Source organism: Glycomyces sp. NPDC047010 (assembly GCF_040644205.1).
Lineage (GTDB): Bacteria > Actinomycetota > Actinomycetes > Mycobacteriales > Micromonosporaceae > Glycomyces.
This window is the reverse complement of the sequence record NZ_JBEYVY010000003.1, coordinates 1-24,546: the sequence shown is the minus strand read 5'-3', so window position 1 is coordinate 24,546 and position 24,546 is coordinate 1. Positions and strand designations below refer to the sequence as shown.

Annotated in this window: 21 protein-coding genes; 12 read left to right on the top strand and 9 right to left on the bottom strand. The window is 71.9% G+C overall.

Annotation, left to right across the window (positions count from 1 at the left end; all coding sequences use genetic code 11):
* Positions 1-63 precede the first annotated feature (63 nt).
* A complete protein-coding gene (locus tag AB0A65_RS06510) occupies positions 64-459 on the top strand; it encodes a helix-turn-helix domain-containing protein (protein ID WP_359947291.1) in 396 nt (131 codons plus the stop codon).
* Here AB0A65_RS06510 and AB0A65_RS06505 read toward each other — a convergent pair.
* The 4 genes from AB0A65_RS06505 to AB0A65_RS06490 are packed head-to-tail and all read right to left on the bottom strand — an operon-like array spanning position 456 to position 4,926.
* A complete protein-coding gene (locus AB0A65_RS06505; protein ID WP_359947289.1) occupies positions 456-1,289 on the bottom strand; it encodes an RICIN domain-containing protein in 834 nt (277 codons plus the stop codon). The two genes, AB0A65_RS06510 and AB0A65_RS06505, sit on opposite strands and share 4 nt — an antisense overlap.
* 22 nt (positions 1,290-1,311) lie before the next feature.
* Positions 1,312-2,019 carry a hypothetical protein gene (locus AB0A65_RS06500; RefSeq protein ID WP_359947286.1) on the bottom strand — a complete coding sequence of 236 codons (708 nt, stop codon included), beginning with the start codon at positions 2,017-2,019 and terminating at the stop codon, positions 1,312-1,314.
* 55 nt (positions 2,020-2,074) lie between these two features.
* A complete protein-coding gene (locus tag AB0A65_RS06495; protein WP_359947283.1) occupies positions 2,075-4,570 on the bottom strand; it encodes a hypothetical protein in 2,496 nt (831 codons plus the stop codon).
* Between the two features lie 26 nt (positions 4,571-4,596).
* The gene (locus tag AB0A65_RS06490; protein ID WP_359947280.1) at positions 4,597-4,926 is read right to left on the bottom strand and encodes a hypothetical protein; all 330 of its coding nucleotides are present in this window, start codon (positions 4,924-4,926) and stop codon (positions 4,597-4,599) included.
* A 257-nt stretch (positions 4,927-5,183) separates the two neighbouring features.
* On the opposite strand from AB0A65_RS06490, the gene AB0A65_RS06485 reads away from it, so the two are divergent.
* From AB0A65_RS06485 to AB0A65_RS06445, 9 genes are all read left to right on the top strand, one after another.
* Positions 5,184-5,528: a hypothetical protein gene (locus AB0A65_RS06485; protein ID WP_359947277.1), complete on the top strand. Its 345-nt coding sequence runs from the start codon at positions 5,184-5,186 to the stop codon at positions 5,526-5,528.
* Positions 5,529-5,543: 15 nt separating this feature from the next.
* Positions 5,544-5,846, top strand: coding sequence for a hypothetical protein (locus AB0A65_RS06480; RefSeq protein ID WP_359947274.1), 303 nt, complete (start codon positions 5,544-5,546; stop codon positions 5,844-5,846).
* On the top strand, positions 5,843-6,166 hold the full coding sequence (locus AB0A65_RS06475; protein ID WP_359947271.1) for an ABC transporter permease: 324 nt from the start codon (positions 5,843-5,845) through the stop codon (positions 6,164-6,166). Before AB0A65_RS06480 ends, AB0A65_RS06475 begins: the two co-directional genes overlap by 4 nt.
* 11 nt (positions 6,167-6,177) lie before the next feature.
* Complete coding sequence (gene eccD / locus AB0A65_RS06470) at positions 6,178-7,509, top strand: type VII secretion integral membrane protein EccD (protein WP_359947268.1); 1,332 nt, start codon at positions 6,178-6,180, stop codon at positions 7,507-7,509.
* Positions 7,509-11,468 (top strand): type VII secretion protein EccCa, encoded by a 3,960-nt coding sequence (eccCa, locus tag AB0A65_RS06465; protein ID WP_359947265.1) that lies wholly within the window; start codon positions 7,509-7,511, stop codon positions 11,466-11,468. The genes eccD and eccCa overlap by 1 nt, the downstream gene beginning before the upstream one ends.
* 93 nt (positions 11,469-11,561) lie before the next feature.
* On the top strand, positions 11,562-12,305 hold the full coding sequence (locus AB0A65_RS06460; RefSeq protein ID WP_359947262.1) for an SDR family oxidoreductase: 744 nt from the start codon (positions 11,562-11,564) through the stop codon (positions 12,303-12,305).
* A gap of 1 nt (position 12,306) precedes the next feature.
* Entirely contained in the window at positions 12,307-13,524 is a 1,218-nt protein-coding gene (locus AB0A65_RS06455) for a metallophosphoesterase (protein ID WP_359947260.1), read from the top strand.
* A gap of 75 nt (positions 13,525-13,599) precedes the next feature.
* A complete protein-coding gene (locus AB0A65_RS06450) occupies positions 13,600-13,965 on the top strand; it encodes a nuclear transport factor 2 family protein (protein ID WP_359947257.1) in 366 nt (121 codons plus the stop codon).
* A gap of 56 nt (positions 13,966-14,021) precedes the next feature.
* On the top strand, positions 14,022-14,723 hold the full coding sequence (locus tag AB0A65_RS06445) for an alpha/beta hydrolase (protein ID WP_359947254.1): 702 nt from the start codon (positions 14,022-14,024) through the stop codon (positions 14,721-14,723).
* Positions 14,724-14,759: 36 nt separating this feature from the next.
* Here AB0A65_RS06445 and AB0A65_RS06440 read toward each other — a convergent pair whose 3' ends face one another.
* A complete protein-coding gene (locus tag AB0A65_RS06440) occupies positions 14,760-17,405 on the bottom strand; it encodes a tetratricopeptide repeat protein (RefSeq protein ID WP_359947251.1) in 2,646 nt (881 codons plus the stop codon).
* A gap of 206 nt (positions 17,406-17,611) precedes the next feature.
* Between AB0A65_RS06440 and AB0A65_RS06435 the strand changes: the two genes are divergently transcribed.
* The gene (locus AB0A65_RS06435; protein ID WP_359947248.1) at positions 17,612-18,265 is read left to right on the top strand and encodes a phage antirepressor KilAC domain-containing protein; all 654 of its coding nucleotides are present in this window, start codon (positions 17,612-17,614) and stop codon (positions 18,263-18,265) included.
* 133 nt (positions 18,266-18,398) lie between these two features.
* On the opposite strand, the gene rhaS is transcribed toward AB0A65_RS06435, so the two are convergent.
* The 4 genes from rhaS to AB0A65_RS06415 are packed head-to-tail and all read right to left on the bottom strand — an operon-like array spanning position 18,399 to position 23,035.
* Positions 18,399-19,466: a rhamnose ABC transporter substrate-binding protein gene (gene rhaS / locus AB0A65_RS06430; protein WP_359947245.1), complete on the bottom strand. Its 1,068-nt coding sequence runs from the start codon at positions 19,464-19,466 to the stop codon at positions 18,399-18,401.
* A gap of 14 nt (positions 19,467-19,480) precedes the next feature.
* Positions 19,481-20,497, bottom strand: a complete 1,017-nt coding sequence (locus AB0A65_RS06425) for an ABC transporter permease (RefSeq protein WP_359947242.1) — start codon at positions 20,495-20,497, stop codon at positions 19,481-19,483.
* Entirely contained in the window at positions 20,487-21,503 is a 1,017-nt protein-coding gene (locus AB0A65_RS06420; protein ID WP_359947239.1) for an ABC transporter permease, read from the bottom strand. Before AB0A65_RS06420 ends, AB0A65_RS06425 begins: the two co-directional genes overlap by 11 nt.
* Positions 21,500-23,035 carry a sugar ABC transporter ATP-binding protein gene (locus AB0A65_RS06415; RefSeq protein WP_359947236.1) on the bottom strand — a complete coding sequence of 512 codons (1,536 nt, stop codon included), beginning with the start codon at positions 23,033-23,035 and terminating at the stop codon, positions 21,500-21,502. Before AB0A65_RS06415 ends, AB0A65_RS06420 begins: the two co-directional genes overlap by 4 nt.
* Before the next feature lie 225 nt (positions 23,036-23,260).
* Between AB0A65_RS06415 and AB0A65_RS06410 the strand changes: the two genes are divergently transcribed.
* Complete coding sequence (locus AB0A65_RS06410; protein WP_359947233.1) at positions 23,261-24,487, top strand: beta-1,3-glucanase family protein; 1,227 nt, start codon at positions 23,261-23,263, stop codon at positions 24,485-24,487.
* Positions 24,488-24,546: the final 59 nt, after the last annotated feature.

The following is a 24,546-nucleotide window of genomic DNA, read 5'->3' as shown; positions in this document are numbered from 1 at the left end:
GGACCCCAAGGTAGGAGCCGCGGAGCCGATCGGGAAGGACGCACTTTGAAGTAAGCTCATGACATGCCGGTAGGAAATCAGGTGGTCAAGGCCGGTCCGCCGGACGGTCGTGAGGTCTTTCACTCCAACTGCGCCGCAGTGCAGGTCTTCGGTCACGTCACGAGCCGCTGGGGCATCTGGGTCCTCCTCGGGCTCCACGACGGGCCCCAGCGCTTCTTCGAGCTGCGCGAGCGCATCGAGGGCGTCAGCGAGAAGATGCTCTCCCAGACCCTCCGCAACCTCGTGCGCGACGGACTCGTCTGGCGCCGCGTCGAACCCACCGTCCCGCCCCAGGTCACCTACGGCCTCACCGAGGTCGGAGGCGGCACCGCCGAGCACCTGTCCAGCATGTTCGGCTGGATCAAGGACAACGCCGGCGCGATCGTCGACAGGCAGGCCCGCTACGACGAGGCGCGCTAGACCAGCGAGAACCGCTGGGCCGCGTTCCCCGAATCGCAGGAGTCGGTCGCGGTCGGTTCACCCGAAGTGGACGATCGGTCTTCGAGGATGCCGACGCACAGGCCGGAGGCGCTGGTCCTGATCGTGTACTCGCCGCCGCCGAGGGGTGTCAGCTCCCAGAACTGGGTCTCGGTGAACTCGCACGAGTACGCGGCCATGAGGTAGCCCTCCTGGTCGGCGGGGGCGTCGGCGCCCATGCAGGCGCTCCAGTCGGAGAAGTGCATGTTGAACACGTAGACGCCCTCGTCCCAGGCGACGACCTGGAGCGTCGAGGGGTTCGTGGAGCTGCACGAGGCGAGCACGACCACGGTGCGGCCCTCGTTGTACGGCTCGGGGCCGGTGCTCAGGCACAGGCCGCTGGCCGCCTGCTTGATCCGGTACCAGCCGTCGGCCGGGTACGCCGGTTCCGGTTCGGCCGCTTCGGTCTCGGGCTCCTCGGTAGTGTCGCGCGGGGCGTCGGCGACCTCCTCTGCCGTGGTCGCCGAGGGCGACGGGGACGGGCTCGGGGAGGGTGAGGCGGACAGGGTCTCCGAAGGGGACGGTGTGGACGCGAGGGAGGTCTCGATCTGCTGCGCCGCCGCCTCGCGCTCGGCGCTGCGGCCCGCCGTCATGATCGCCGCGATGACAGCGACGGTGAGCACTAGGGCCACGACGGCAGCGACCCCGGAGAGGGTCTGGCTGGTGCCCAGGCGCATCCGCGCCCGCTCGAATCGTTCGCGGAGGCGCGCGGGCAGGTCGTTCTGCGAGGCGTGCCGGGGCCCGCGGGGCGCGGGAGGCGGCCAGGGTTCCACAGGAGGGGTCCTTACAGGAGGGTCAGGGGACCAGCAGGGCGAACCGCTGGTTCGGGTCGTCGGGGTCGCACGCGGCGGTCGCGAGGGCCGCGCCCGCCTCGGCGGTGGCGCCCTCCAGGAGCCCGAGGCACAGGCCCGAGGCGAGGACGGCGAGGGTGTAGGAGTCGGCTCCGGCGCCGGTGAGCTGGAACCGCTGGAGGTCGGAGTCCGCGCATTCGTAACCGGCGCTGAGGTATCCGGGCTCGTCGGCGGGGTCGTCGGCGCCCCAGCACGCCTGCCAGTCGTCCTGGGCGAAGTCGAGCTTCACGGTGTAGACGCCCGCGCCCTCGGAGGCGAAGCCGAAGCTCGCCGGGTACGTGGCGGCGCAGTCGCCGAGGACCATGACGGTCCGCTCGGCGTTCCCCGGCTCGGGCCCGGAGGTCGCGCACAGGCCGGTGGCCTCCTGGCGGACGAGGTAGGCGCCGTCGGCGGGCAGCGTCGGGGCCGTGTCCCCTCCTGTTGCGGCGCTTGCGGTCTCCTCGGAGGAGGGGGTGCCCTGCGGCTGGTCCTCGCCCCCGCCGCCGGAGGCGAGGACGGCGGCCACGATCGCCACCAGCAGCACCACGGCGACCACGGCCGCGGTCGCGGCGACGGCGCGGTTGGCGCCGATGCGGTCGCGCAGCCCGGAGAGCGAGGACTGGATCTTGTCGGGCAGGTCGCGCTGCGGGGCACGGGGATCGGTCTGGGTCACGGGACGGGCTTCCTAGTGGGGGTGGCGGGACGGGCCGGGGCCCGTCCCGGGGCTGCTACTGGTCTTTGCGCTGGTCGACGAAGGCGTCGACGTAGCTCTCGTACAGCTTGCCGGTCTTGTCGTCGAACAGCTCCTGGAGCGCGGCGTTGGCCTCGCGGAAGTCGAGGTTGCCGCGGTGCTGGTCGCTGCTGGGCGGGTCGTTGGCCTTGAGCAGCTCGTCGGAGGGGCGCAGGCGGTACTCGCCGTCGGCGCCCTTCTCGACCAGGCGCGAGTCGATCGCCCGCACGTCGGCGATGTCCACACCGGACTTCGGGTCCGCGAGGAGGTTGGAGACGACGCTGTGGGTGACCTCGAAGCCGAACTTCTCGTACTCGGGGTCGCCCTCGCGGTCGCCCTGGGCGGGGGCGCTGTTGTCGGAGAACTGCCAGATGCCGCTGGACTCGACCTGGTTGGGGCCCCACTTGCCCAGTTCGAGGCCCTCCTTGATGAGCATCGCGCCGACGCCCTTGATGGGCTTGACGGCGGGCAGTTCCGTGACGATCTCCTTGAGGATCGTGGAGGCCGAGCGCACCCACGTGGCGTGCTGCTTGTCCACGGTCGCCTCGTCGGCGGCGTCGCCGGTGGCGTCCTCGTACACGTTCTTGAAGGCGGTGTCCATGAGCCCGATGAGGCCGCCGTCCTCCAGGGCCTCCTTGCGGGCGTCCTGCCAGCCCTTCCAGTCGCCCATGTCGCCCGCCTCGGCGATGACCTTCGCGTAGGCCGCCTCGCCGAGCGCGTTCCCGGCGGTCTTGTCGCCCATGACGAGTTCGACGAACCGGGCGCGGGTGCCCTTGTCCAGGAACATGTCGTCGGCGCGCGGGTCGTCGCTGAGCGTCAGCTCCGAGTCGCGGTCCACATTGGGCGCGTCGAGGTAGTCGATGTACGTGATGGCCGTGCGGCCCATCGACTGCGCGATGAGCGGGTTCGCCACGCCCAGCGGGGCCTTGTCGAACCCGCCGATGTCGCCGTAGCCGTCGGTGAAGAAGGTGTAGGCCGACTCGTCCCAGTGCTCGGCGGGCTTGTCGTTCGTCATGGTGGTGATGAGGTGGTAGGCGGCCTCGGTCGCCAGGTCCTGGAGTCCCTTGTCGCCGGAGGTCGCCGCGCGGGGGATCCAGTCGATGAGCTTGGCGCCGGTGGCGCCGCCGTCCTCCCATCGGTGCCCGAACATCTCGCGCAGCACGTGCTCGGCGGTGTCCTCCTTGTAGAATGGGTGCTCGACGTCGCCGTTGAGGATCGCGGTGTTCGCCTCGAAGTTGGCGGTGCTGTGGTCCAGGAGCGTCCGGGCGGTGCCCTCGCTGATCGTGAACACCGCGCCGCTCCCGTCGGAGTCGAGGTGCTCGGCGGCCGCGATGGTGATCGCGGCCGAGAAGTCCCTGCCGCCCTGCATGAGCGCCATGCCGTCGTCGTCGAGCGCGTCGAACATGGACGCGAGGGCGCGCAGGTCGTCGCCGTCGGAGGGCTCCGACATGCGGTAGGGGAGCGCGTCCTTGCCCTTGCCGCCCGCGTAGGCGGCCACGAAGCCGCGCACGCTCGCGGGCAGCCGGGAGGTGCCGCCGCCGAGCCGCTCGTCGGAGACGGCGAGGAGGCCGCCGCCCATGCCGCCGAGGATGAGCGCCTTGTCGGCGTCGGACCAGCCGGTGTCCCCGAGCAGCTCGGGCATGTCGAAGATGCTCTTGTCGATTGCGCCGAAGAACCGCTCCAGGTAGGCGAGCTCCCCGGCCGACAGCTCGCCGCCGAGGGGCTGGAGGTGGTGGGCGCGCTCGACGAGCGCCCGGAGCACGCCGAGCTGGCCGCGGACCTCGGCGGGGAGGTCGTCGATGTTCCCGCGGGCGATCGCGTCGAGGAGGTCCTTGCCGAGGACGCCGCCCCAGTCGCCGGTCAGGGGCATCGGGGCGTTCATGCCGAACACGTTGAACAGCGACCACGAGTCGACCCCGCCGTCAGCCGCCATGGCCTGCAGGTTCTTCGGGGTCGGGCCGCCCTTGAGCATCCCGCCCGCGTCGGCGGCGTCGCCCTTGAACTTCTCGTAGGCGGCGTTCGCGGCGGCGTTCATCTCGGCGAGCTTGAGCTGCCCGGCATAGGCCGTGGCCTCCTCGGCCGCGGCCTCCCGCTCGGCGGGCGTCAGGTTCGGCGTGCCGCCGCCCACCTCGGACTCGCGTATGCCGAACTTGTCGCCGACCGCGGCCTCCCACTCGGCGACCAGTGCCTTGACGGCCTCCTTGTACTCGCGCACCGAGCCCGCCCACTTGACGGTGACGGCCGAGCCCCACACCGCGCCCTCCATGGCGGCGGTCGCGGCGGACAGGAACTCGCCGCCGCGGGTGCGGATCGGCTCGGACACGAGCTCGGAGAACTCGACGGCGGTGGTCGTCATGCGGGTGGAGGTCTCGGTGCCGCGGCCGATGATGCGGCCGCTCTGGGCGTCCAGCGCCCGGGCCGAGTCCTCAAGGGAGTCCTCGTCGGCGGTGGTGGTCGGGGGATCGAAGCTGCCCAGGGTCGGGATGGTCGCCATCGTCGTCGCCCCTCCTTCGGGGTGGTTCAGGGGTTGATGGTCGGGAGCTTCGGGCGGGGGACGTCGAGAAGGAAGCCGCCGGAGTTGTCCAGGTCGGTGGCGGTGCCGTCCGAGACGGTGATCTTCGCGTTGCCGCCGACGCTCTCGCCGTGCGCGGCCGTCTTGGCGAGATCGGTCGACCACCGCTCGCCGAAGTCCTCGTAGCCGCCGGTGACCTCCGGTTCGCCCGCGGCCGCGATGCACGACTCCAGGGTGCCCATGAGGTCGCCCCGCAGGCCGCCGTAGCTCTCGGCGAGCGTCATCGTCTCGTCTCCGCCGGAACTCGCCCGGGCGGGGTTCATACCCACGTAGTCCATTGGTCCTCCAGGGGGTGCGGACTCGCGACTGCGGCTCAGCGTACCGCCGTTCACCGGGTATTGGAATAACATCGGATGAACTGTCTCGGTTGCGCCACAACGGAAGTGACCAATGGGGCGGGAGTCGTGGAACCGCTTCCCGGATGTACTCGCGGGCCGCCTCGGCTCTTTACTTCCGCTTCATGCGCGTGCCAACATGTACCGATACGCTCCCCAGCACGGGCCATTCACATCCTTGCCTATAAGGAGGAACCCCCATGGCCGGAAACGAGTTCGGTCTCACCGAGGCCAATGCGCTCAACGTCAGCGCGAACGACCACTCCCTCTCCGTCGAAGAGCTCTTCGGGCAGCTCCAGGCCCTGATCCAGGAGATGGAGAACGACGTCAACGCCCAGGGCGGCAACGCGCTCACCGCGTTCCGGACCGCCAAGGCCGAGTTCGTCACCGCGTACAACGCCCTCGCCGACAAGTACGGCGTCTCCTCGATGGCGCAGGGCGCCACCAGCACCGACGGCTTCACCACCGACGACTCCAACGAGGCCGGGTACACCACCGCCGGCGGCGGACTCCCCGGTATCAAGCCGATCAACATCGCCGTCTAGAAGGGACAGTCCATCATGCCTGGCACCGGATACGAACTGTACGGCAACGTCGGCGAGCTCCAGAACCTCGCGGGCGTCCAGCACACCTACCGCGGCCGCTTCGAGGCCATCCTGGGGCAGATCCAGTCGGCGGTCGGCACCGTCACCCCCAAGTGGGTCGGCGCCGGGACCGCCGGCTTCCAGACCTTCAACACCACCACCGAGTCCGAGTTCACCGACGTCCAGGCCGCGTTCAACAAGCTCGCGACCGCCACCGAGGACGCCGGGACCAACTGGAACGGCGCGATCTCCCGCATCGACGCCCGGTGGGGTTCTTGACCGACCCCCGACCGGCGCCCGACCCCGGCACCGAACTCGCGCCGATGGTCATGCGGCGCACCGGCCAGAGCGAGCGCTACGTGCTCCAGGCCGCCGCGCTGCGCCGCCGCCAGCTCCGCGCCGCCGTCCTGTACGGCTCCGCCCGGAGCTGGCGGCAGCGCCAGCCCCTGTGGCCCGCCGCGCTCATCGGCGTGATCGCGGTGGCCCTCATCGTCGCCGCCATCGCCGTCGCCGGCGCGTTCCAGAAGCAGAAAGAGCGCGACGCACAGGAACAGGCCGAGCGCGACGCCGCGGTCTCCGCGCCCTACGACCAAGACTGAAAAGGCCCACCTTGCCCGGTCGATACAGCACCGTCACGATCGTCGGCCCCCGCGCCACCCGCGACCTCGCGCTCCCCGACGACCTGCCGGTCGCCGAACTCCTCCCGCAACTCCTGCGGCACACCGGACCCGACGAGCCCGACGCCGACGGCACCGGCTGGGCCCTGTCCACCATGGACGGCGCCACGTTCGGCCCCGGCGACACCCTCGCCGCCGCCCGCGTCCCCGACGGCGGCGTGCTCCTCCTCCACGACGCCACCGCCGCGGCCCTCCCCGACACCGTCGAGGACGTGCGCGACGCCGTGGAGGACGCCGTCGACGCCGGAGGCGCCCGCTGGGAGTCCGGCACCGGCCGCCTCCTCGCCGTCGGCACCGCCGGGCTCCTCGTCGCCGCGGCCGCGCTCAGCCCCGGCGCCGACGCCGCGGTGCTCCTCACCGGCGGCCTCGTCTGCCTCCTCGCCGTCCTCATGTCCTGGTGGTCCGCCCGCCAGCACGACCTCATGACCCACCTCGCGCTCACCGGCGGCGTCCTCTGGGCCGGGCGCACCGGCCACACCGCCGTCGAGGTTCTCGCCGCGGACGGCCACGCCCACACCGCGACCCGCATGATCGGCGCCGGCATCGCCGCCCTCGCGTTCGTGGTCGTCGCCCGCGCCGGGGCCCGCCTCGCCACCGCCTACGCCGTCGGCGTCGCCGTCGCGCTCGCCCTCGGCGCCCTCGCCTGGGCCCTGTGGTCGCGCATGGGCCTCACCGCCGTCCGCGCCGAGACCCTCGCACTCCTCATCGCGCTCTTCGCGATCGCCCTCGTGCCCCGCCTCGCCATGTCCTCCGCGGGCCTGTTCGCCCTCGACCGCGACGTGCGCGCGGGCGACCCCACCAGCGACGAGCACCTGGCCCGCCGCCTCCAGGCGACCGACGCCCGCCTCACCGGCGCCGTCTGCGGCCTCGCCGCGACCGCCGCCGCGGCCTCCGCCCTCCTTGCGGCCCAACCCGACCCGTGGGCGTCCCTCATGGGCGCGGGCGGCGCGCTGGCGCTGCTGACGCGCTCCCGGATCTTCGAGCTGGTGCGCCACGTCGCCCCGCTGCGCCTCACCGGCATGGCCGCACTCGCCTGGGCCGCATGGCTGTGGATCGGCCACTCCGACCCGCTCCTGTCGTGGCTGCCCGCGCTCGCGGTGCTCGCCGGGCTCGCGTACGTCTCGGTCGCCTCCGTGTCCCGCTCGGCGGTCTCGGCCGCGTGGTGGCGGCGCGTGGTCGCCGTCGCCGAGACGCTGCTCGTCGCCGGGATGATCGCCCTCGCCGGGCACCTCTCGGGCCTGTACGCGATGATCGGCGGGATCTGATGGGCACCGAGGTCGTCCGCCGCCCGGCCCGGCGCCCCGCGCCCGAGGTCGCCACCGACCCGATCACGCTCGCCTCGCCTCCGGCCCTTGGGGACCCGCCGTCGGCGGCGATGGGCGCGCCGATGCTCATGATGCCGCTCATGTCCGGCTCGGGCGCGATGATCATGGTCCTGTCGAACCTCCAGCGGCCCCTGTACGCGACGGCCGGGCTGCTCATGCTCGTCGCGAGCGTCGCCATGGGCATGGTCCTGTTCGTGGCCATGCGGTCCGGGCCGCGGCGCAAGCTCCGGCAGGAGCGCGAACGCTACCTCGACTACCTCGAAGACGCCCGGCACACGATCCGCGAGGCCGTGAAGGCCCAGCGCGACCACGCCGCCCGCCGCCACCCGCACCCCGGCCTGCTCCTGGGCCTCGCGTGCGACCCGGGGCGCCGCTGGGAGCGGCGCGGCACCGACCCCGACCTGCTGCACGTCAGGTGCGGGCTCGCCTCGGTGCCGCTGAGCCGGTCGCTGTCGCTGAAGATCGACGAGCAGAGCCCCCTCGTCGTCTACGACCCCGTGTGCCATTCGGGCGCAGAGGAACTCGTGGAGCAGTACGCGAACCTCGCCGACCAGCCGCTCACCGTCCCCGTCGGGGACGTCGGCGAGACCGCGATCATCGGCGAGTTCGCGCGCACCCGTGCCGCCGCGCAGGGGATGCTCGCGCAGCTCGCCGTCCTCGTCGCCCCCGAGGACCTGCGCATCGCGATCGTCGCCCACCCCCGCGTCGCTCCCCAGTGGACCCCGATGTCGTGGCTGCCGCACCTCCTCGCCGACCCCACGTCCGCGGAGGCCCCGGTCCCGCTCATCTGCGCGACCACCGCCGAACTCGCCGAACTCCTCGCCGCCGACCTGGCGGTGCGCTCCGCGGAGCTGCGGCGCCGCCGCGGCGGCCCGCCCGGGCCCGGCACGCGGCGGCTCCTCGTCGTCGTGGACGGCGAGCACCAGGTGTCCCTGCCGGGGATCGTGCCCGACGCCGAAGGGCTCGAACTCCTCGGCGTCCACGTCTGGACCCTCGTCGCCGAGCAGCGCCAGGAACCCGAGCACACCGCCGCCAGGATCAAAGTGGACGCCGACGCGATCGCCGTGACCCGCATCGAGAGAGCGGATGGCGCGGTCGCCGAGACCACCGCCACCGGCCGCCCCGACCGGCTCGACCCCGCCGACCTGGCCGCCGTCGCCCGCGCCGTCAGCCCGTGGCGCCTCGCGCTCGACGACGTCTCCCACGCCCTCACCGGGGTCCACGGCCTCACCGACATCCTCGGCGTCGCCGACCCGGCCGATGTGGACTGGCGCCGCACCTGGGCTCCGAGAGAGGAGTCCTCGCTGCTGCGCGTCCCGTTCGCCGTGGACGCCGACGGCCGCGCCGTCGAGCTCGACCTCAAGGAGTCGGCGCTCGGCGGCATGGGCCCGCACGGGCTCATCGTGGGCGCCACCGGCTCCGGCAAGTCCGAGGCGCTGCGCACGCTCGTGGCGGCGCTCGCGGTGCGCCACCCGCCCGACCGCCTCGCACTGCTCACTGTGGACTTCAAGGGCGGGGCGACGTTCGCGGACTGCGACGACCTGCCGCACTCGGCGGGCGCGATCACGAACCTGGCCGACGACCTCGGCCTGGTCGACCGGTTCGCCGAGGCCCTCTACGGGGAGATGACGCGCCGCCAGCAGATCCTCAAGGACGCCGGGAACCTCCCGAACGTCCACGCCTATGCGCGCCTTCGGGAGTCGAACCCTGAGCTGGAGCCGCTGCCGCACCTGCTGGTCATCATCGACGAGTTCTCCGAGCTGCTCACGGCCAAGCCCGACTTCTCGGACCTGTTCGTCGCGGTGGGCCGCATCGGCCGGTCCATCGGCGTCCACCTGCTGCTCGCCACCCAGCGCCTCGAAGCGGCGCACCTGCGCGGCCTCGAATCGCACCTGTCGTACCGGATCGGCCTGCGCACCTTCTCCGAGGCCGAGAGCCGCGAGGCCATCGGCGTCCCCGACGCCTACCGGCTCCCGCCCGAGCCCGGCTCCGGGTACCTCAAAGTGGACACGACGATCTTCACGAGGTTCAAGGCCGCCATGGTCTCCGGCAGGTACACGCCGCCGCGCGACGTGGAGCAGCGGAGCCTCCCGGTGCTCCCGTGGCCGGTGCCGCCGGTCGTGAACGTCCTCGACGCGCTCGTCAACTCCGCGGCACTGCGTCCAGAGCAGCCCGACCCCGAGCACTCGGTGCTCCGCGTCCTCGTCGCCTCGCTCGCCCACGCCGCCCGGACCGACGCGATCGCCGCGGTCCGCCCGGTGTGGCTGCCGCCGCTCCCGGACTCCATGCCGCTCAATGCCCTCGACACCTCGCCCGCCGAACCGGGCGGCCGGATCGCCGCGGTCCTCGGCCTCGCCGACCACCCGCGCGAGCAGCGCCAGGACGCCCTCGAATGGGACCTGTCGGGCGCGGACGCGAACCTCGCCGTGCTCGGCGCCCCGTCCTCGGGGAAGTCCACGCTCCTGCGGACCCTCGTCTCCTCACTCGCACTGCGGTACCCTCCGAACGCGCTCGCCGCGTACGTGGTCGACTTCGGCGGCGGCGCCCTCGGGGGCCTCTCGCGGCTCCCGCACGTCGCCGTCGCGGCCGGGCGCGCCGAGCCCGAACTCGTCGCCCGCACCCTCGCCGAGGTCCGCTCGCTCCTCGACGTCCGCGAGAACCTCATGCGCGCCAAGGGCATCGACTCGGCCGCGGGCCTGCGGCGGGCCGCGGCCGACGGCGCGGTGGACGTCCCCGGCGACCTCCTTCTGGCGATCGACGGCTGGGGCGGCCTCACCGAGGCCAAAGAGGACGCGAACGACCTGGTCATGGAGATCGCCTCGCGCGGCCCCGCGCTCGGCGTCCATACCGTGCTCACCGCCGTGAACTCCACGCAGATCCGCTCCCGCCTCGCCGCCTCGATCTCCGGGCGCGTCGAGCTGCGCCTCGCCGACGCGTTCGACTCCGGCATCGACCGCAAGCTCATCGAGCAGCTCCCCAAGGAGTCCCCGGGCCGGGTCCTCACCGCCGACAAGCGGTTCGCGCACATCGCCCTGCCCCGCATCGACGGCTCCGACTCCGCAGAGGACCTCGCCGAGGGGTTCGCCGACCTCGTCGAAGCGGTGCGCCGCCGCTGGCCCGGACCCGGCGCGGCCCCCGTCAAGGCCCTCCCCACCGACCTCGCGCTCCGCGACCTCGTCCCGCCCCTGCGCGAACCCGCGGACGGCGACCCGTACGCGCTCGCGCCCGTGGTCGGCGTCGCCGAGAGCGACCTGCGGCCCGCCGCGATCGACTTCACCGCCGACCCGCACCTGGTCGTCTTCGGCGACACGCAGACCGGCAAGACCACGCTCCTGCGCGCGATCATGCGCCAGATCGTGCGCCGCCCCGGCGCCGAGGCCGGGATCTTCCTCGTGGACTACCGCCGCTCCCACCTCGAAGAGGTCCCCGAAGGCAACCTCGTCACGTACTGCAACACCGGCCCGCACGCCGCCCAGAACGCGTTCGAGCTCGCCGAGGCCCTGAAGCAGCGCCTCCCCGGCCCCGAGGTCACCCCGCGGCAGCTGCGCGACCGCACCTGGTGGACCGGCCCCGAGGTGTTCGTGGTCGTCGACGACTACGACCTGGTGCCCACCTCCGCGGGCAACCCCCTCGCGCCGCTCACCGAACTCGCCGCCCACGGCGCCGACCTCGGCCTCCACCTCATCCTCGCCCGCCGCACCGGCGGCGCCAGCCGCGCCGTCTACGAACCGCTGCTGCGCCAGCTGTGCGACATGTCCAGCCCCGGCCTCATGTTCTCCGGCGACCGCCTCGAAGGACGCCTCCTCCACGGCACCGCCAGCCGCCGGCTCCCGCCCGGCCGAGCACTCCTCGTCCGCCGCGGCGCACCCCCCGACCTCGTCCAAGTCGCCCGCCCCTGACCGAAGCCGCGGCGGCTCGATACCCGATGCGCCGCGCCTCCCCCGAGGCGCCGCCGCGCTAGAGTCGGGCGGACCCGACCGAAGGAGCACCGCATGGCACGCACCGCAGTGGTCAGCGGCGGCGGCACGGGCATCGGCCTCGCCGTCGCCGAACACCTCGCCGCCGCAGGCGACGACGTCATCCTCACCGGCCGCCGCGAAGACGTCCTCGCCAGAGCCGCAGGCAAGATCGGCCCGCAAGCCTCCTATGTGGCCGCCGACCTCGAAACCGTCGAAGGCGCCCACCAGGTGCTGCAGCACGCCTCCGAGCACGCCGGCCGCATCGACGTCATCGCCGCCGTCGCGGGCGGCAACACCGCCGCGAAAGCCCCTGCCGACCTCGCCGGGCTCGAACGCGCCTCCTGGGCCTGGACCGCGAACCTGCGGCTCAACGTCATGACCGCCGTCCACCTCGTGGAGGGCCTCAAACCCATCCTCAACGACGGCGGCCGCATCCTCCTGTTCAGCTCCATCGCCGCCTACCGCGGCTCCGGCACCGGCAGCTACGGCGCCTCCAAGGCCGCCCTGCACCCGTACTCGATCGACCTGTCCTCCGAACTCGGCGCCCGCGGCATCACCGCGAACGTCATCGCCCCCGGGTACATCGAGGACACCGAGTTCTTCGGCACCAGCATGACCGAGCAGCGCCGGACCATGCTCATCGGACAGACCGACGACAAGCGGCCCGGCAACCCCGGCGACATCGCCGCCCTCGCGGCCTGGCTCGCCTCGCCCGAAGCAGGGCACGTGACCGCCCAGATCATCCAGTCCAACGGCGGCGCCCTGGCCGGGCGCTGACGTGGACGCACTCTGGTCGACCGTCCCCGACATCGCGATCCCCGTCGGGTTCGCCGTCCTCCACTTCTACCTGTGGACGCGCCTGGTCCGCGACACCACCCGCCGCGGCTCGCGCTGGCGCATCGTCGGCGCCGCGGCCCTCGGGGTCCTGGGCGCGTTCGGGATGCTCGCCGTGATCTTCACGCCGTCCGTCCACGCCCCCATGGGGTTCCAGGCCGCAGTCGGCTGGCCCGGCTGGATCTGGTTCGGCGTCCTCATCTACCTCTCCGGCGTCCTCATCATCGCCGAACCAGTGCGCTGGCTCCTGCTGCGCCGCACCCGCGTCAAGTCCGAGAAGAGTCCCCTCAGGAGACTCGTCTCCGAACCCGAGGCCACCCCCGAAGGGCTCTCGCGGCGCCGCGTCGTCTCCCGCGCGATCGGCCTCGGCGCCACCGCGGTCGCACTCGGCACCGTCGGCGACGGCCTCTACGAGGGCTACCGCACGCCGCGCCTGAAACCGGTCGAGCTGGCCCTCCCGCGCCTCGACCGCGCGTTCGACGGGTACCGCATCGCGATCGTCGGCGACACCCACTTCTCCGCGATCCGCGGCAGCGGCTACTGCCGCCGCGTCGTCGACCGGATCAACGGCACGCAGGCCGACCTCATCGCGTTCGTCGGCGACCTCGCCAGCAACGAGGCCGACCAGCTCCGCGAGGCCACCGAGCCCCTCGCCGGGCTCACCTCCCGCGACGGCGCGTTCTTCGTGTCCGGGAACGCCGAGCACTACGTGGGCGCCGACGCCTGGTACGAGCGCGTCGAGGAGCTCGGCATGACCAGCCTCCCCAACACGCGCGTCGAACTCGCCGGGTTCGACCTAGCGGGCGTCAACGACCTCATCGTCGAGCAGCGCCACATGGAGGCCACCGAGACCGGCCCCGACTTCGATGCGGCCCTAGGCGACCGCGACCCCGCCCGCCCGGTCGTGCTCCTCGCCCACCAGCCCAGCGCCGTCGACCGCCTCGCCGGGTACGGCGTCGACCTCCAGCTCTCCGGCCACACCCACGGCGGCCAGATGTGGCCCGTCCACGTCCTCTCGCGCTGGCGCAGCGGCCAGCTCACCGGCCTCGAAACCCACCACGGCACCCAGGTCTACGTCACCAACGGCGCCGGCACCAACGGCCCCCCGATCCGCGTCGGCGCCAACGCGGACATCACGGTCATGACCCTCCGCGCGGGCTAGTTCCCGTGGTCCGGCCCGGATTGTCGGTGGCCGCGGGTAGCGTCGGCCGTCCGCCACAGCGAAGGGAACCGCACCATGTCCCGCAACACCGAGACCGTCAACCGCTACCTCGACGGCTTCCGCAAGAGCGACCACGAGCAGATCCTGTCCTGCCTGACCGACGACATCACCTGGACCGTCTACGGCGCGTTCCAGCTGAGCGGCAAGTCGGCGTACGACGCCGCGATCGAGGGCCCCGGGTTCATCGGGCCGCCGACGCTCGACCTGGTGCGCATGGTCGAGCAGGGCGACACGGTGATGGCCGAGATCACGGGCTCGTCGACCCGCGACAACGGGGAGGAGATGCGCATGTCCATGGCCGAGGTCTTCCTGATGAGGGACGGCCTCATCTGCGAGCGCCGCGCCTGGGTCATCGAGTTGAAGGAGAACGACTACCGCTGACCTGCGGGTCCGCGAACCGGCACGGAATGTCGGTCCCTGCCGTTAGGGTCGGGGCCATGGACATCATTCTGATCCCCGGTTTCTGGCTCGACGCGTCCTCCTGGGACGAGATCACCCCGTCCCTGGAGAAGGCCGGCCACCGGACCCACGCGCTGACCCTGCCGGGCATGGAGTCGGTCGACGCCGACCGCTCCGGCATCGGCCTGCGCGACCACGTCGAGTACGTCATCGCGAAGGTCGACGAACTCGACGGCCCGGTGGTCCTCGTCGGCCACTCCGGCGGCGGCGCGGTCGCCCACGCGGTCGCCGACGCCCGCCCGGACCGCATCGCCCGCGTCGTCTACGTCGACTCGGCCCCCCTCGGCCCCGGCGGCGTCATCAACGACGAGCTCCCGGTCGTGGACGGCGAGATCCCGCTCCCGGACTGGAACGTCTTCGAGGACGAAGACCTCGTGGACCTCACCCCGGAGCTCCGGGAGTCCTTCCGCGCCAGGTCGATCCCCACCCCCAAAGGCGTCGCCTACGACAAGCAGGTCCTCTCCGACGAGCGCCGCTTCGACGTCCCGATCACCATGATCTGCTGCGAGTTCGGCAGCGCCATGGTCCTCGCCTGGATCGAGCAGGGCGTCCCGTTCGTCAAGGAGCCCGCCTCCGTCAAGGACGTCACCTACATCGACCTCCCGACCGGCCACTGGCCCCAGTTCACCAAGCCTGCTGAGCTTGCTGAGGCCCTGGTGTCCGCTGTCGGCAAGGCTTAGCGTGCGTTGACCGCGGTGCCGCTCGTGGCACCGCGGTCACTCCGCCTCGGGGAGGCCGTCCCGGTACTCGGTCGCGACCGACCGGAACTCCTCCAGCCCTGCGACCTCGACCCCGGGGCAGGCGGCCAGGAACGCTAGGTCGTTGAGGAAGTCGTCCACCGGGTCGGCGGGCGGCTGTGATTGCAGCGTCGCGTCGAGCAGCTCCCGCGCTTCCTCTGCGCGGCCGAGGAGCAGCAGGTCGACGGCAAGGTCGAACTCGGGCTCGAAAGGGTCCGCGTCCGTTTCCGACCTGCGCAGCTCCATCGAGGCGAGGACCTCGCGCCGTGCCTCGTCGCGCCGGTCCGCGGCCATCAGCGCCACCGCGTGCAGCGAGCGCATCGCGGTGTCCGAGGGGAACTCGGCGACCATGCGGGTGGTCTCAGCAAGTGCCGCCTCGGAGTCTCCGCTCGCGAGGTGCCCCATGACGCGCCGCTCGTACACCCACCCGCTGCCGACTCCGAGCCCGATGAGCCGCTCGACGTCGGGGACGAGGGCGTCGTACCGCCGGAGATCGAACAGCGTGTCGTTCCGCAACTCCAGAGCCCATTCGTAATCGGGGTCGAAGACGATCGCCTGGTCGAAATCGGCCAGGGCCTCTTCCATTCGCCCCGCCTCGTGGTGGACCGATCCGCGGAAGGCGTACGCGGTACTGCTGTCGGGGGCGAGTTCGACGGCGCGGCCGTAGTCCAAGAGCGCGGCGTCCTCGTCGCCCGAACCGTTGTGCACCCCAGCGCGAAGGATGTAGTTCCAGTACTCGTCGGGACTGATGCCGATGGCGCGGTCGAGTTCGAGGAGCGCCTGCTCCTGAAGACCCTGGAGATGGAAGGTGTAGCCGCGCTGTGCAATGCTCCCGCTGTCCTCCGGCGCGAGTGAAAGCGCGTGGTCGAAGTCGGCGACCGCCTCCTCATAGCGTTGCAGTAGCTGCAAGACCACGCCCCGCTGGGTGTAGTGGGCCGCGCGCTCCAGGTCGAGCTCGATGATGCGGTTCCAATCGGCCAGCGACTCCTCGTACCGACCGTGGATCCGGTGCGACCAAGCGCGATTCTCCAAGGTGATCTTCCGGGTCTCCGGATCAAGCTCGCCGCTGTCGATGAGCGACGTCAGGAAGGCGGTCTCGTCGCCTTCGTCCTTGAGCAGTTCAGTCATGCGTGGCCCCCATGTGCGCAGGTGTTCGGAATCGGTTGTCGTCCCTGCCTCGGTGAGCATCGCGGCCCAGCGCCGGGCGAGGACGATGCTGGTGTCCACGGCCGAGACGACCCGGCTGAGCACCTCCGGAAATGTGGAGACCGGTGCCTTGCAGAGCCGGTGGTACGACTCCTCCAAGAGGAGGGCTCGCCACTGTTCGTCGTCCCAGCACTGGTCGGCTTCGAGTCCGAGGGCGTCACGTTCGTCGGCGAAGTGGTCGGCGAGCGCTTGATGCCGCTCGCGCCACTGCTGCGGGGAGGCGACGCGTGCCGATCGGAGCATGGGGTCGCGGACGGCGTCGTGGTAGCGCCAGTAGTCGCCCGCGAGGGAGACGAACGGCAGGCCGCAGAGCCAGTCGAACAGGTCGGCGTGTTCGGCGGGTATCAGGTCGCGGTTGAAACGACGGGGGAGTGCGGCGGCCTCGGCGAGCTTGCGCCGATGCTCGTCGGGCTCCCACTTGAGGAAGCGCTTGACGGCGTCGTCGGTGGGGTCGAGGACCGCGCCGGGGTCCTGGGGGCTGTTCTCGGCGAGGGTCGCCAGCCACATCGGGATGCGGCCGGAGAGCGAGAGGATCACTGCGACAACGGCTTCGTCCGTGACGCCGCGCTGGGCGAGGAGGCCGCGGGCCTCCTCCTCGGTGAACGGTTCGAGCGGGAAGGCCGCGATGAGGCTGCGCAGGGGGGACCAGCGGTTGTCGGCCAGCGCGAGCTGCCCGGCGATGGCCGTGACGACCCTCGCCGAAAGGCCGCCGAACTTGCCCGAGAACAGGTTGAGGAGCCAGTCCTCCAGGTACGGGGCGGTCCGCTCGAACGTGTCGAAGCACAGCACGACCGGTCGCTGTGCGGCGATCGCGTTGAGCGACTCGATGAACGCGCGTGTCAATACGTCCACTGGGGACAGCAGTAGGTCGATGTCGGACTTCTTGCCGAACTTCTGGACCAGGTAGGCGCGGAACCGGTTGGCCTGGGAGGCGAGCGCGTCGGCGTCCACGAACTCGGTGACCGCGCCCGCGACCGGCACGGTCTTGGCGAGGGCCATGCCCGCCCGGACGGTGGTCGAGGTGAGCATGTCCCCAAGGGGCGCATTGGGGTCGCCCTCCAGCTCCCGGCGGCGCTGGCGGTACGTGGCGAGCTGGGCCTCGAACTCGGTGAGGCGGGCGTCCTGGGCCGCGAGGTCGGCGGCGACGGCGGCCATGGTCTCGACGACCTCGAAGTACTCCTCGTCGACGTACGCGCAGGCGGCGCCCTCGGCCCCGGCGATGCGGCGGAACTGCTGGAGGAGGAAGGACTTGCCGACGCCGGCGATGCCGTGGACGTTGACGATGTAGCGGCGCGCGGGGTCGGCGGGCGGGAGGTGGAGGTTGCCGCGGAACTCGGCGAGCCGCGCTTCGCGGCCGACGAAGGTGTCCTGCTGGCGACTGCGCAGGACGTCCTGGATGGTCGGGGCCGCGTCGTCCAAGTGCTCACTCCAGGGGGTGCGGATGGTCGCCTCCAAGGGTAGGGCAGGGCGGCAAGACGAGGTGTCCCGGAGCTCCGAAATTCACCCGCTGAACTGGGAAAATCGGGGTGCTCAGGAGTGGGGAAAATGTCGTACCCCGAACGTATGATCGAAGGTAGGACGGTCCTTGGAAGCCGCTGAGGACGCCCTCCCGAGAGGAGCCGAACATGCTCGAATCCGCCCCCGTTCAGCAGCCCGCCGCGCGGGACGCCATGCCGCACCTCGGTTACCGCGCGTGGCAGCGCTATCAGGACGCCGCGCAGACGGCCGTGGTCCTTCGCGGGATCGCCGCCGACGTCGCGGTCGCGCCGACCCCTGTGGACGCCGACGAACTCGACGAGATCGAGGTGGCCCGCCGCTACCTCGCCGCGCTGGAAGCCAAGCACCGCTTGCAGATCAAGCTCGCCGACATCGCGCCGGCGGCGGCCTCGTGGGAGGTGCTCGCCTCCGGGCGCGGCGACTTCTCGGTCGCCGACTCCGCGAAGATCCTCTCTCGGGACCCGTCGATCGAGATCGGGCAGAACCGCCTGTTCGCCGCGCTCGGGGACCTCGGGTGGACGTACCGCCAGCGGAGCGACCACTCGTGGCGCGTCTACCAGTCCGCCATCGCGGCCGGGAGGCTCTCCGAGATCCCCCAGTCGCACTCCCACCCCCGGACCGGGCGGCGCGTCATCGACCCGCCGCAGATCCGCGTGACCGCCAAGGGCCTCGGCGAACTCCGCGAGCGCCTCGCCGGCGGCCGCACGGAGGTCCTGGTCGAACTGCCCCGCCGGGTCCCCGGCGAGGCCCTCGCAGAGATCGAGGCCGCCCGGGAGCAGTGATGCGAGAGGGGTGCGATGTCGTACCCCTCGGGCAGACTTGATTCCGGGGCGGGTGCATCCCCCCACCGATGCGCCTGCCCTCGATCCGCCCCTTGGCCGGGCGGCCGCGCGAGCGGCCGCCCGGTTGCGGGCGTCAGAAGTCGAAGTCGTCGATGTTGTCCGCGTTGAACCTCGTGGGCGGGCCGAGGGTCACGATCCCATCGGCGCCCACCGTGTACTCGCCGAGCTCGCCCGCGGTGAACACCTCGCCCTCGGCGCCGGTGATGATGCCCGACGCTGCCGCCGCGCCCGTGTACGCGGCCAGCTCGCCGAGGGCCGTCGGGTCCCAGAGCGCGAACTCCGTGACCGTCCCGTCAGTGACGAACTCGCGCATCTGGTTCGGCGTCCCCAGCCCGGTCAGGGCCACCTGGCCCTTGAACTCCGAACCCGAGAGGTACCGTGCCGCCGCGGCGATCCCCACCGTCGTGGGGGAGATGATCGCCTTCAGGTCCGGGTGGGCCTGGAGGAGGCCCTGCGTCTCGGAGAACGACTTCTCGTCCTCGTCGTCGCCGTACACGACGTCGACCAGCTCCATGTCGGCGTAGCTGGGGTTCGACTCCAGCTCGGCCTGCATGACCTCGATCCACGCGTTCTGGTTGGTGGCGTTGGCGGTCGCCGAGAGGATCGCGATCTCGCCGGTGGCGTCGATCTGCTCCGCGGCCATCTCCAGCAGCGCCAGCCCGACCTCGTCGCTGTCCACCTGCGACACGAACAGGTCCCGGCACGACGGGTCCACATCGGAGTCGAACGTGACGACGACCGACCCGCCCGTGCGGGCCTGCTCCAGCGAGGAGCACAGCGCGTTCGGGTCGTTGGCCGACAGGAGGATCACGTCGGTGGCCTGCTGGCTCAGCGTGTCGATGTAGGACACCTGCGAGGACGCCGACGCGTCCGAGGGCCCGGTGTACTCGAACGTCCCCTCCAGGGCGGTCGCCGCGGCCTCCGCGCCGGTGCTGGAGGCGTCGAAGTACGGGTTGTTCACCGACTTCGGGAGCATCGCGAACGACAGGCCGGTCGCATACTCGGCGTTCGGGTCGGCGCTGGCGTCGCCCGCGGGGCCGCCGTCCGCGTCGTCGTCGCCCTGGGTGGTGCCGCCGCATCCGGCGAGGAGGGCCGCGGCCAGGATCGGGGTGGTGAGGAGGGTCAGGCGTCTGCGGTTCATGGGCTTGCTGCCTTTCATGCGGTTCGGCCGGTGGAGGTGGTGCGGCGTCTGCGGAGTGCGGTCCGCAAGGCGCCCATGGCGTTCGGTGCGAGGACGGCGGCGATGAGGAGTGAGCCGGTGACGACGGTGAGCGCCTCGGTCGAGACGTGCGCCAGGCGCAGCGCGTTCTGCACCGACACCAGCAGGACCACGGCGGCGAGCACCCCTGGCAGGGCGCCCTTGCCGCCGAAGATCGAGACGCCGCCGAGGAGCACGACCGCGATGACGGTGAGTTCGAGCCCGGCCGCGTTGTCGGCGCGCGCCGAGGAGTACCGGAGCGTCCACAGGACGCCGACGAGGCCGGCCATCGCCCCGGACGCGACGTACAGCCAGAACTTCAAGCGCCCCACGCCGATCCCCGCGTACGCGGCGGCGACCGGGTTGGCGCCCGCGGCGTAGATCGAGCGGCCCACCGGGGTCGCGTGGAGCACCACCCCGCAGACCAGGGCCAGGACCAGCAGCGGGACGAGCACGTTCGGCACGGGCCCGCCGCCGATCGTCCCGAGCGTCCACCCGGTGAACAGCCGCGGCCAGTCGGCGACCGCCGTGTCGCCGAGGACCACGTACGCCAAGCCCCGGTACAGCGCGAGCGTGCCGATGGTGACCGCGAGTGACGGCAGCCCGAACCCGGTCACGAACAGGCCGTTCACCGCCCCGAGGACCGCGCCGAGCAGCACGGCCACCGGCATGATCGCCTCCAGCGCCATGCCGCCGTTCCACATCGCGCCCATCGCGGCCCCGGTGAGGCCCACGGTGCTCGCCACCGACAGGTCGATCTCCCCGGTCGTGACGATGAGCGTCATCGTCAGCGCCAGCAGCAGGATCGGCGCCAGGTCCAGGATGATGTACCCGGCGTTCCGCGCGGTCCCGAAGTGCTCCACCGTCACCGAGGCGACCACGAGGAACACCAAGGTGACCGCGATGATCGCGGCGTCCCACGTCACGAGAGGCCGCGCGAGGCGGCGCAGATCAATCGGCCGGTCAGTCGACATGGGACCCCTTCGTTCGCAGTGCCCTTGCGGCCCTGACGCTCACGAGCCGGTCCAGCGCGATGGCCGCGAGGATCAGCGCCCCGACGATCGCCTGCTGCCAGAACTGGTCGATGCGCAGCACCGGCAGGGCGTTGTCGATGACGGTGAGCAGCAGCGCCCCGAGCCCGGCGCCGAGCGCCGTCCCGGACCCGCCGAAGATCGCGACGCCGCCGACCACGACCGCGGCGACCACGTCGAGCTCCATCCCGTACCCCGCCGAGGCGTCCACGGTCCCGAACCGCGCCGCGTACAGCACCCCGCCGAGGCCGGCCAACGCCCCCGACAGCACGTACGCCGTCATCAGCCGCCGCCCGGCCGGGACGCCCGCGAGGCGCGCCGCCTCCGGGTTCGACCCGAGCGCGTACAGGTCCCGCCCGGCCCGGTACCGGCCCAGGAACACCGCGACCGCGGCCAGGACCAGCACGGACACCGCGAACAGGTACGGCACGCCGAGCACGTGCCCGCTCCCGAAGTCGAGGAACCCGCGCGGCAGGTCCGAGGCGTTGATCCGCGACCCGCCCGCGATGAAGTACACGACGCCGCGCAGCACGTACAGCATCCCCAGCGTCGCCACCAGCGGCGGCACGCGTCCGAAGTGGATGACCGCGCCGTTGAGCGCCCCGCACGCCGCGCCGACCGCGAGCCCCAAGAGCAGCGCGAGCGGCGTCCCCATCCCGGTGGCGCTCAACGCGCTCCCGGTGACGTACGCCGACAGGCCCAGCACCGAGCCCACCGACAGGTCGATCCCGCGCGTCAGGACCACCACGGTCATCCCGCACGCCAGCAGCAGCGTCACCGCCGCCGCGAACAGCAGGTCCCGCACCGACTGCGCGCTCAGGAACCGCGGGTTCAGCGCCGTCGTGACCCCCACGAGCACCGCGAGCGCGACGACGAGCCCGAGCGCCCGGAACCGCAGCACCAGGTCGAGCCCCGCGGACCCCGTCCGCGCCTTCGCGAGCGCCGTCATGCCGCCCCCGTCGCCAGCACCATCACCGACTCCTCGGTCGCCTCGTCCCGCGCCAGCTCACCGGCGATCCGCCCCTCGCGCATCACCAGGACCCGGTCGGCCATCCCCAGCACCTCCAAGAGCTCCGAGGAGACCATGAGCACCGCGACCCCCTCCGCCGCAAGGGACGACAGCAGCCGGTGCACCTCGGCCTTCGTGCCCACGTCGATGCCGCGGGTCGGCTCGTCCACGATGAGCACCTTCGGGTCCGTCGCCAGCCACTTCGCGAGCACGACCTTCTGCTGGTTCCCGCCCGAGAGCGTCCCGGCCGCGTCCGCGAGGTCCCCGAACTTCACGTTCAGTCGCGCGCTCCAGTCCGCCGCCGCGCGCCGCTCCGCGCCCCCGACGAGGAACCCGAAGCGCGACAAGCGGTTCCGGCGCGTGATCGTCGCATTGCGCATGACCGACAGGTCCAGGAGCAGCCCCTGCTGGCGCCGGTCCTCCGGCACCAGCGCCACCCCGGCGCGCATCGCCGCCCGCGGGCTCCCCGCGGGCAGCTCCCGTCCGTCCACAGTCACCTTTCCGGCGTCGCGCGGCGCGATCCCGAAGACCGCCTGCACGACCTCGCTGCGGCCCGCGCCCACGAGCCCTGCGAGCGCCACGATCTCCCCGGCGCGCACCGTGAAGCTCACGTCCCGGCACAGCCCCTCGCGCGTCAGCCCCGCGACCTCCAGGACCGGAGCGCCGGGCTCGACCTCCTGCTTGGGGAACATCGCGCCCAGCTCGCGACCGACCATGCGCCGCACCAGCTCCTCCACCGTGACGTCCGCGAGGAGGTCGGTGGAGACGTGCGCGCCGTCGCGCATCACGGTGACGCGCTGGCACAGCGCCTCGACCTCGTCGAAGCGGTGGGAGATGAACAGGACCGCGGCGCCGTCCTCGCGCAGGGCCCGCACGACCCCGAAGAGCCGCTCGACCTCGACGCCGGAGAGCGCGGCGGTGGGCTCGTCCATGACCAGCACGCGGGCGTCGCGGGAGATGGCCTTGGCGATCTCGACGAGCTGCTGGTCGGCGATCGACAGGCCCTTCGCGGGCCGGTCGGGGTCTATGGGGACGCCGAGGCGATCGAAGAGCGCGGCGGCGTCGCGGTGCATGGCGGCGCGGTCGATGAGGCCAAAGCGGCCCTTGGGCTGTCGCCCGATGAAGAGGTTCTCGGCGACGGAGAGGTCCCCGAAGAGCGCGGGCTCCTGGTAGATCACGGCGATCCCGGCGTCCATCGCGGCGGCGGTGTCGCCGAAGGCCACGGGGGCGCCGCCGAGCTCGACGATCCCGGCGTCGGGGCGGTACAGCCCCGCCAGGATCTTGATCAATGTGGACTTCCCGGCGCCGTTCTCGCCCACGAGCGCATGGGCCTCGCCGGCGTAGAGGTCCAGGGACGCGCCGCGCAGGGCCCGGACGGCGCCGAAGGACTTGGCGACGCCCCTGAGCGAGACGACGGGAGGTGCGGGCGGTGGCGGGGCTGCCGGGGCGGGGTCGGTTTCGAGAGCGGTCAAGAGGCCCCCAGGGAATGAATCGTTTCAATACGTCGATCTAATCGGTACTCTACAAACCCGAACGCCCCCAGGTCAATACCCGGTCGATTCCCGACACCGCTCACCCCGGGTGCGCAACCGGGACCTGTCCGTAAAACACTGGTATTTCCGCGTTCGCCCCTTTGATCTTTTAACAAACCATGTTAATGTGCGAATTCCTCGATATCCGCACCACGGAGGTTCGCGATGGTCTCAAGAAGAACCATGATCGCCCTGACCGCGGCCGGAGGGGCCGTCGCCGCCAGCTCGCCCTGGTGGCGCACCTGGGCCGTCCCCGCGGCCGACGCCGCGCCCGCCACCTGCGAACTCGCGCTCGCCAACGACACCGACACGGGCAACGTCCACGCCTACGTCACCGGCCGCGAGTTCGGCACCGACCGCATGATGCTCCTGCGCCCCGGCGGCCAGGGCCCCTACTACATCGAGCAGCCCGGGAGCACGAACACGCCGCTCCCCGTCGACTGCGCGATCCCGCTCAACGCGCCCGGCGCCGCGCCCGTGGTGGTCACGCTGCCGCGCATGTACGGCGCCCGCGTCTACTTCGCGCGCGAGTCCAAACTGGAGTTCTTCGTGAACCCCGGCCCCGCGCTCGTCGAGCCCGCGTTCCAGAACGTCAACGACGCCAACTACGGCAAGGTCGCCTCGTTCTGCGAGTTCACCTTCAACGACGTGCAGCTGTTCGTGAACGTCAGCTACGTCGACCTCGTCACCGCCCTCCCGATCGCCCTGCGCCTCCAAGGCGACGGCGACCACTCGGTGGCCGCCCTCGACCGCGGCGCGGTCGAGAGCATCGCCGCCGACCTCGAAGCCCAGGCCGCCGCCGACGGCCAGCCCTGGGACACCCTGGTCATGCGCGACGGGAGCGGCAAGATCCTGCGCGTCATGTCCCCGCAGAACATCATGGCCCCCTACTTCGGCCAGCCCGACATGCCCTTCAACGGCTACTGGAGCGGCTACGCGGACCAGGTCTGGGACCACTACCGCAGCAACGACCTCCGCATCGACCTCCAAGGCGGGCGCGGGACCCTCACCGGCCGCGTGCAGGGCGACAACCTCGTCTTCAACGACGGCTCCACCTTCGGTAAGCCCGACGACCGCGACATCTTCACCTGCAACCACGGGCCGTTCGCCAACGTGCCCAGCGACTCCGACGCGAAGAAGGCCGCACTCGCGCGCCTCGCCGCCGCGTTCAACCGCAGCACCGTCCACAACCACCCGGACCAGCCGAACGGCGCCCCGGTCGCGGACTTCTACGCCAACGACGTCACCAACCACTACGCGCGCGCCGTCCATGACAACTCGCCGATCGGCTACGCGTTCCCCTACGACGACGTCACCCCCGACGGCGTCCCCGACCAGTCCGGCGTCGCCTTCGACGGCAACCCGACCCGACTCACCCTGACCGTCACCTGACGGCCCCGCGACCGGGGCGACCGAATCGCCGCGCACGGTCAGAGAGCGCTCTCTGACCG

Bases quoted from the DNA above. Each gene is read 5' to 3' on its own strand.
- AB0A65_RS06510 (WP_359947291.1), top strand. From the start codon at position 64: ATGCCGGTAGGAAATCAGGTGGTCAAGGCCGGTCCGCCGGACGGTCGT.
- AB0A65_RS06495 (WP_359947283.1), bottom strand. From the start codon at position 4,570: ATGGCGACCATCCCGACCCTGGGCAGCTTCGATCCCCCGACCACCACC.
- AB0A65_RS06490 (WP_359947280.1), bottom strand. From the start codon at position 4,926: ATGGACTACGTGGGTATGAACCCCGCCCGGGCGAGTTCCGGCGGAGAC.
- AB0A65_RS06485 (WP_359947277.1), top strand. From the start codon at position 5,184: ATGGCCGGAAACGAGTTCGGTCTCACCGAGGCCAATGCGCTCAACGTC.
- AB0A65_RS06480 (WP_359947274.1), top strand. From the start codon at position 5,544: ATGCCTGGCACCGGATACGAACTGTACGGCAACGTCGGCGAGCTCCAG.
- eccCa (WP_359947265.1), top strand. From the start codon at position 7,509: ATGGGCACCGAGGTCGTCCGCCGCCCGGCCCGGCGCCCCGCGCCCGAG.
- AB0A65_RS06460 (WP_359947262.1), top strand. From the start codon at position 11,562: ATGGCACGCACCGCAGTGGTCAGCGGCGGCGGCACGGGCATCGGCCTC.
- AB0A65_RS06450 (WP_359947257.1), top strand. From the start codon at position 13,600: ATGTCCCGCAACACCGAGACCGTCAACCGCTACCTCGACGGCTTCCGC.
- AB0A65_RS06445 (WP_359947254.1), top strand. From the start codon at position 14,022: ATGGACATCATTCTGATCCCCGGTTTCTGGCTCGACGCGTCCTCCTGG.
- AB0A65_RS06435 (WP_359947248.1), top strand. From the start codon at position 17,612: ATGCTCGAATCCGCCCCCGTTCAGCAGCCCGCCGCGCGGGACGCCATG.
- rhaS (WP_359947245.1), bottom strand. From the start codon at position 19,466: ATGAACCGCAGACGCCTGACCCTCCTCACCACCCCGATCCTGGCCGCG.
- AB0A65_RS06425 (WP_359947242.1), bottom strand. From the start codon at position 20,497: ATGTCGACTGACCGGCCGATTGATCTGCGCCGCCTCGCGCGGCCTCTC.
- AB0A65_RS06420 (WP_359947239.1), bottom strand. From the start codon at position 21,503: ATGACGGCGCTCGCGAAGGCGCGGACGGGGTCCGCGGGGCTCGACCTG.
- AB0A65_RS06410 (WP_359947233.1), top strand. From the start codon at position 23,261: ATGGTCTCAAGAAGAACCATGATCGCCCTGACCGCGGCCGGAGGGGCC.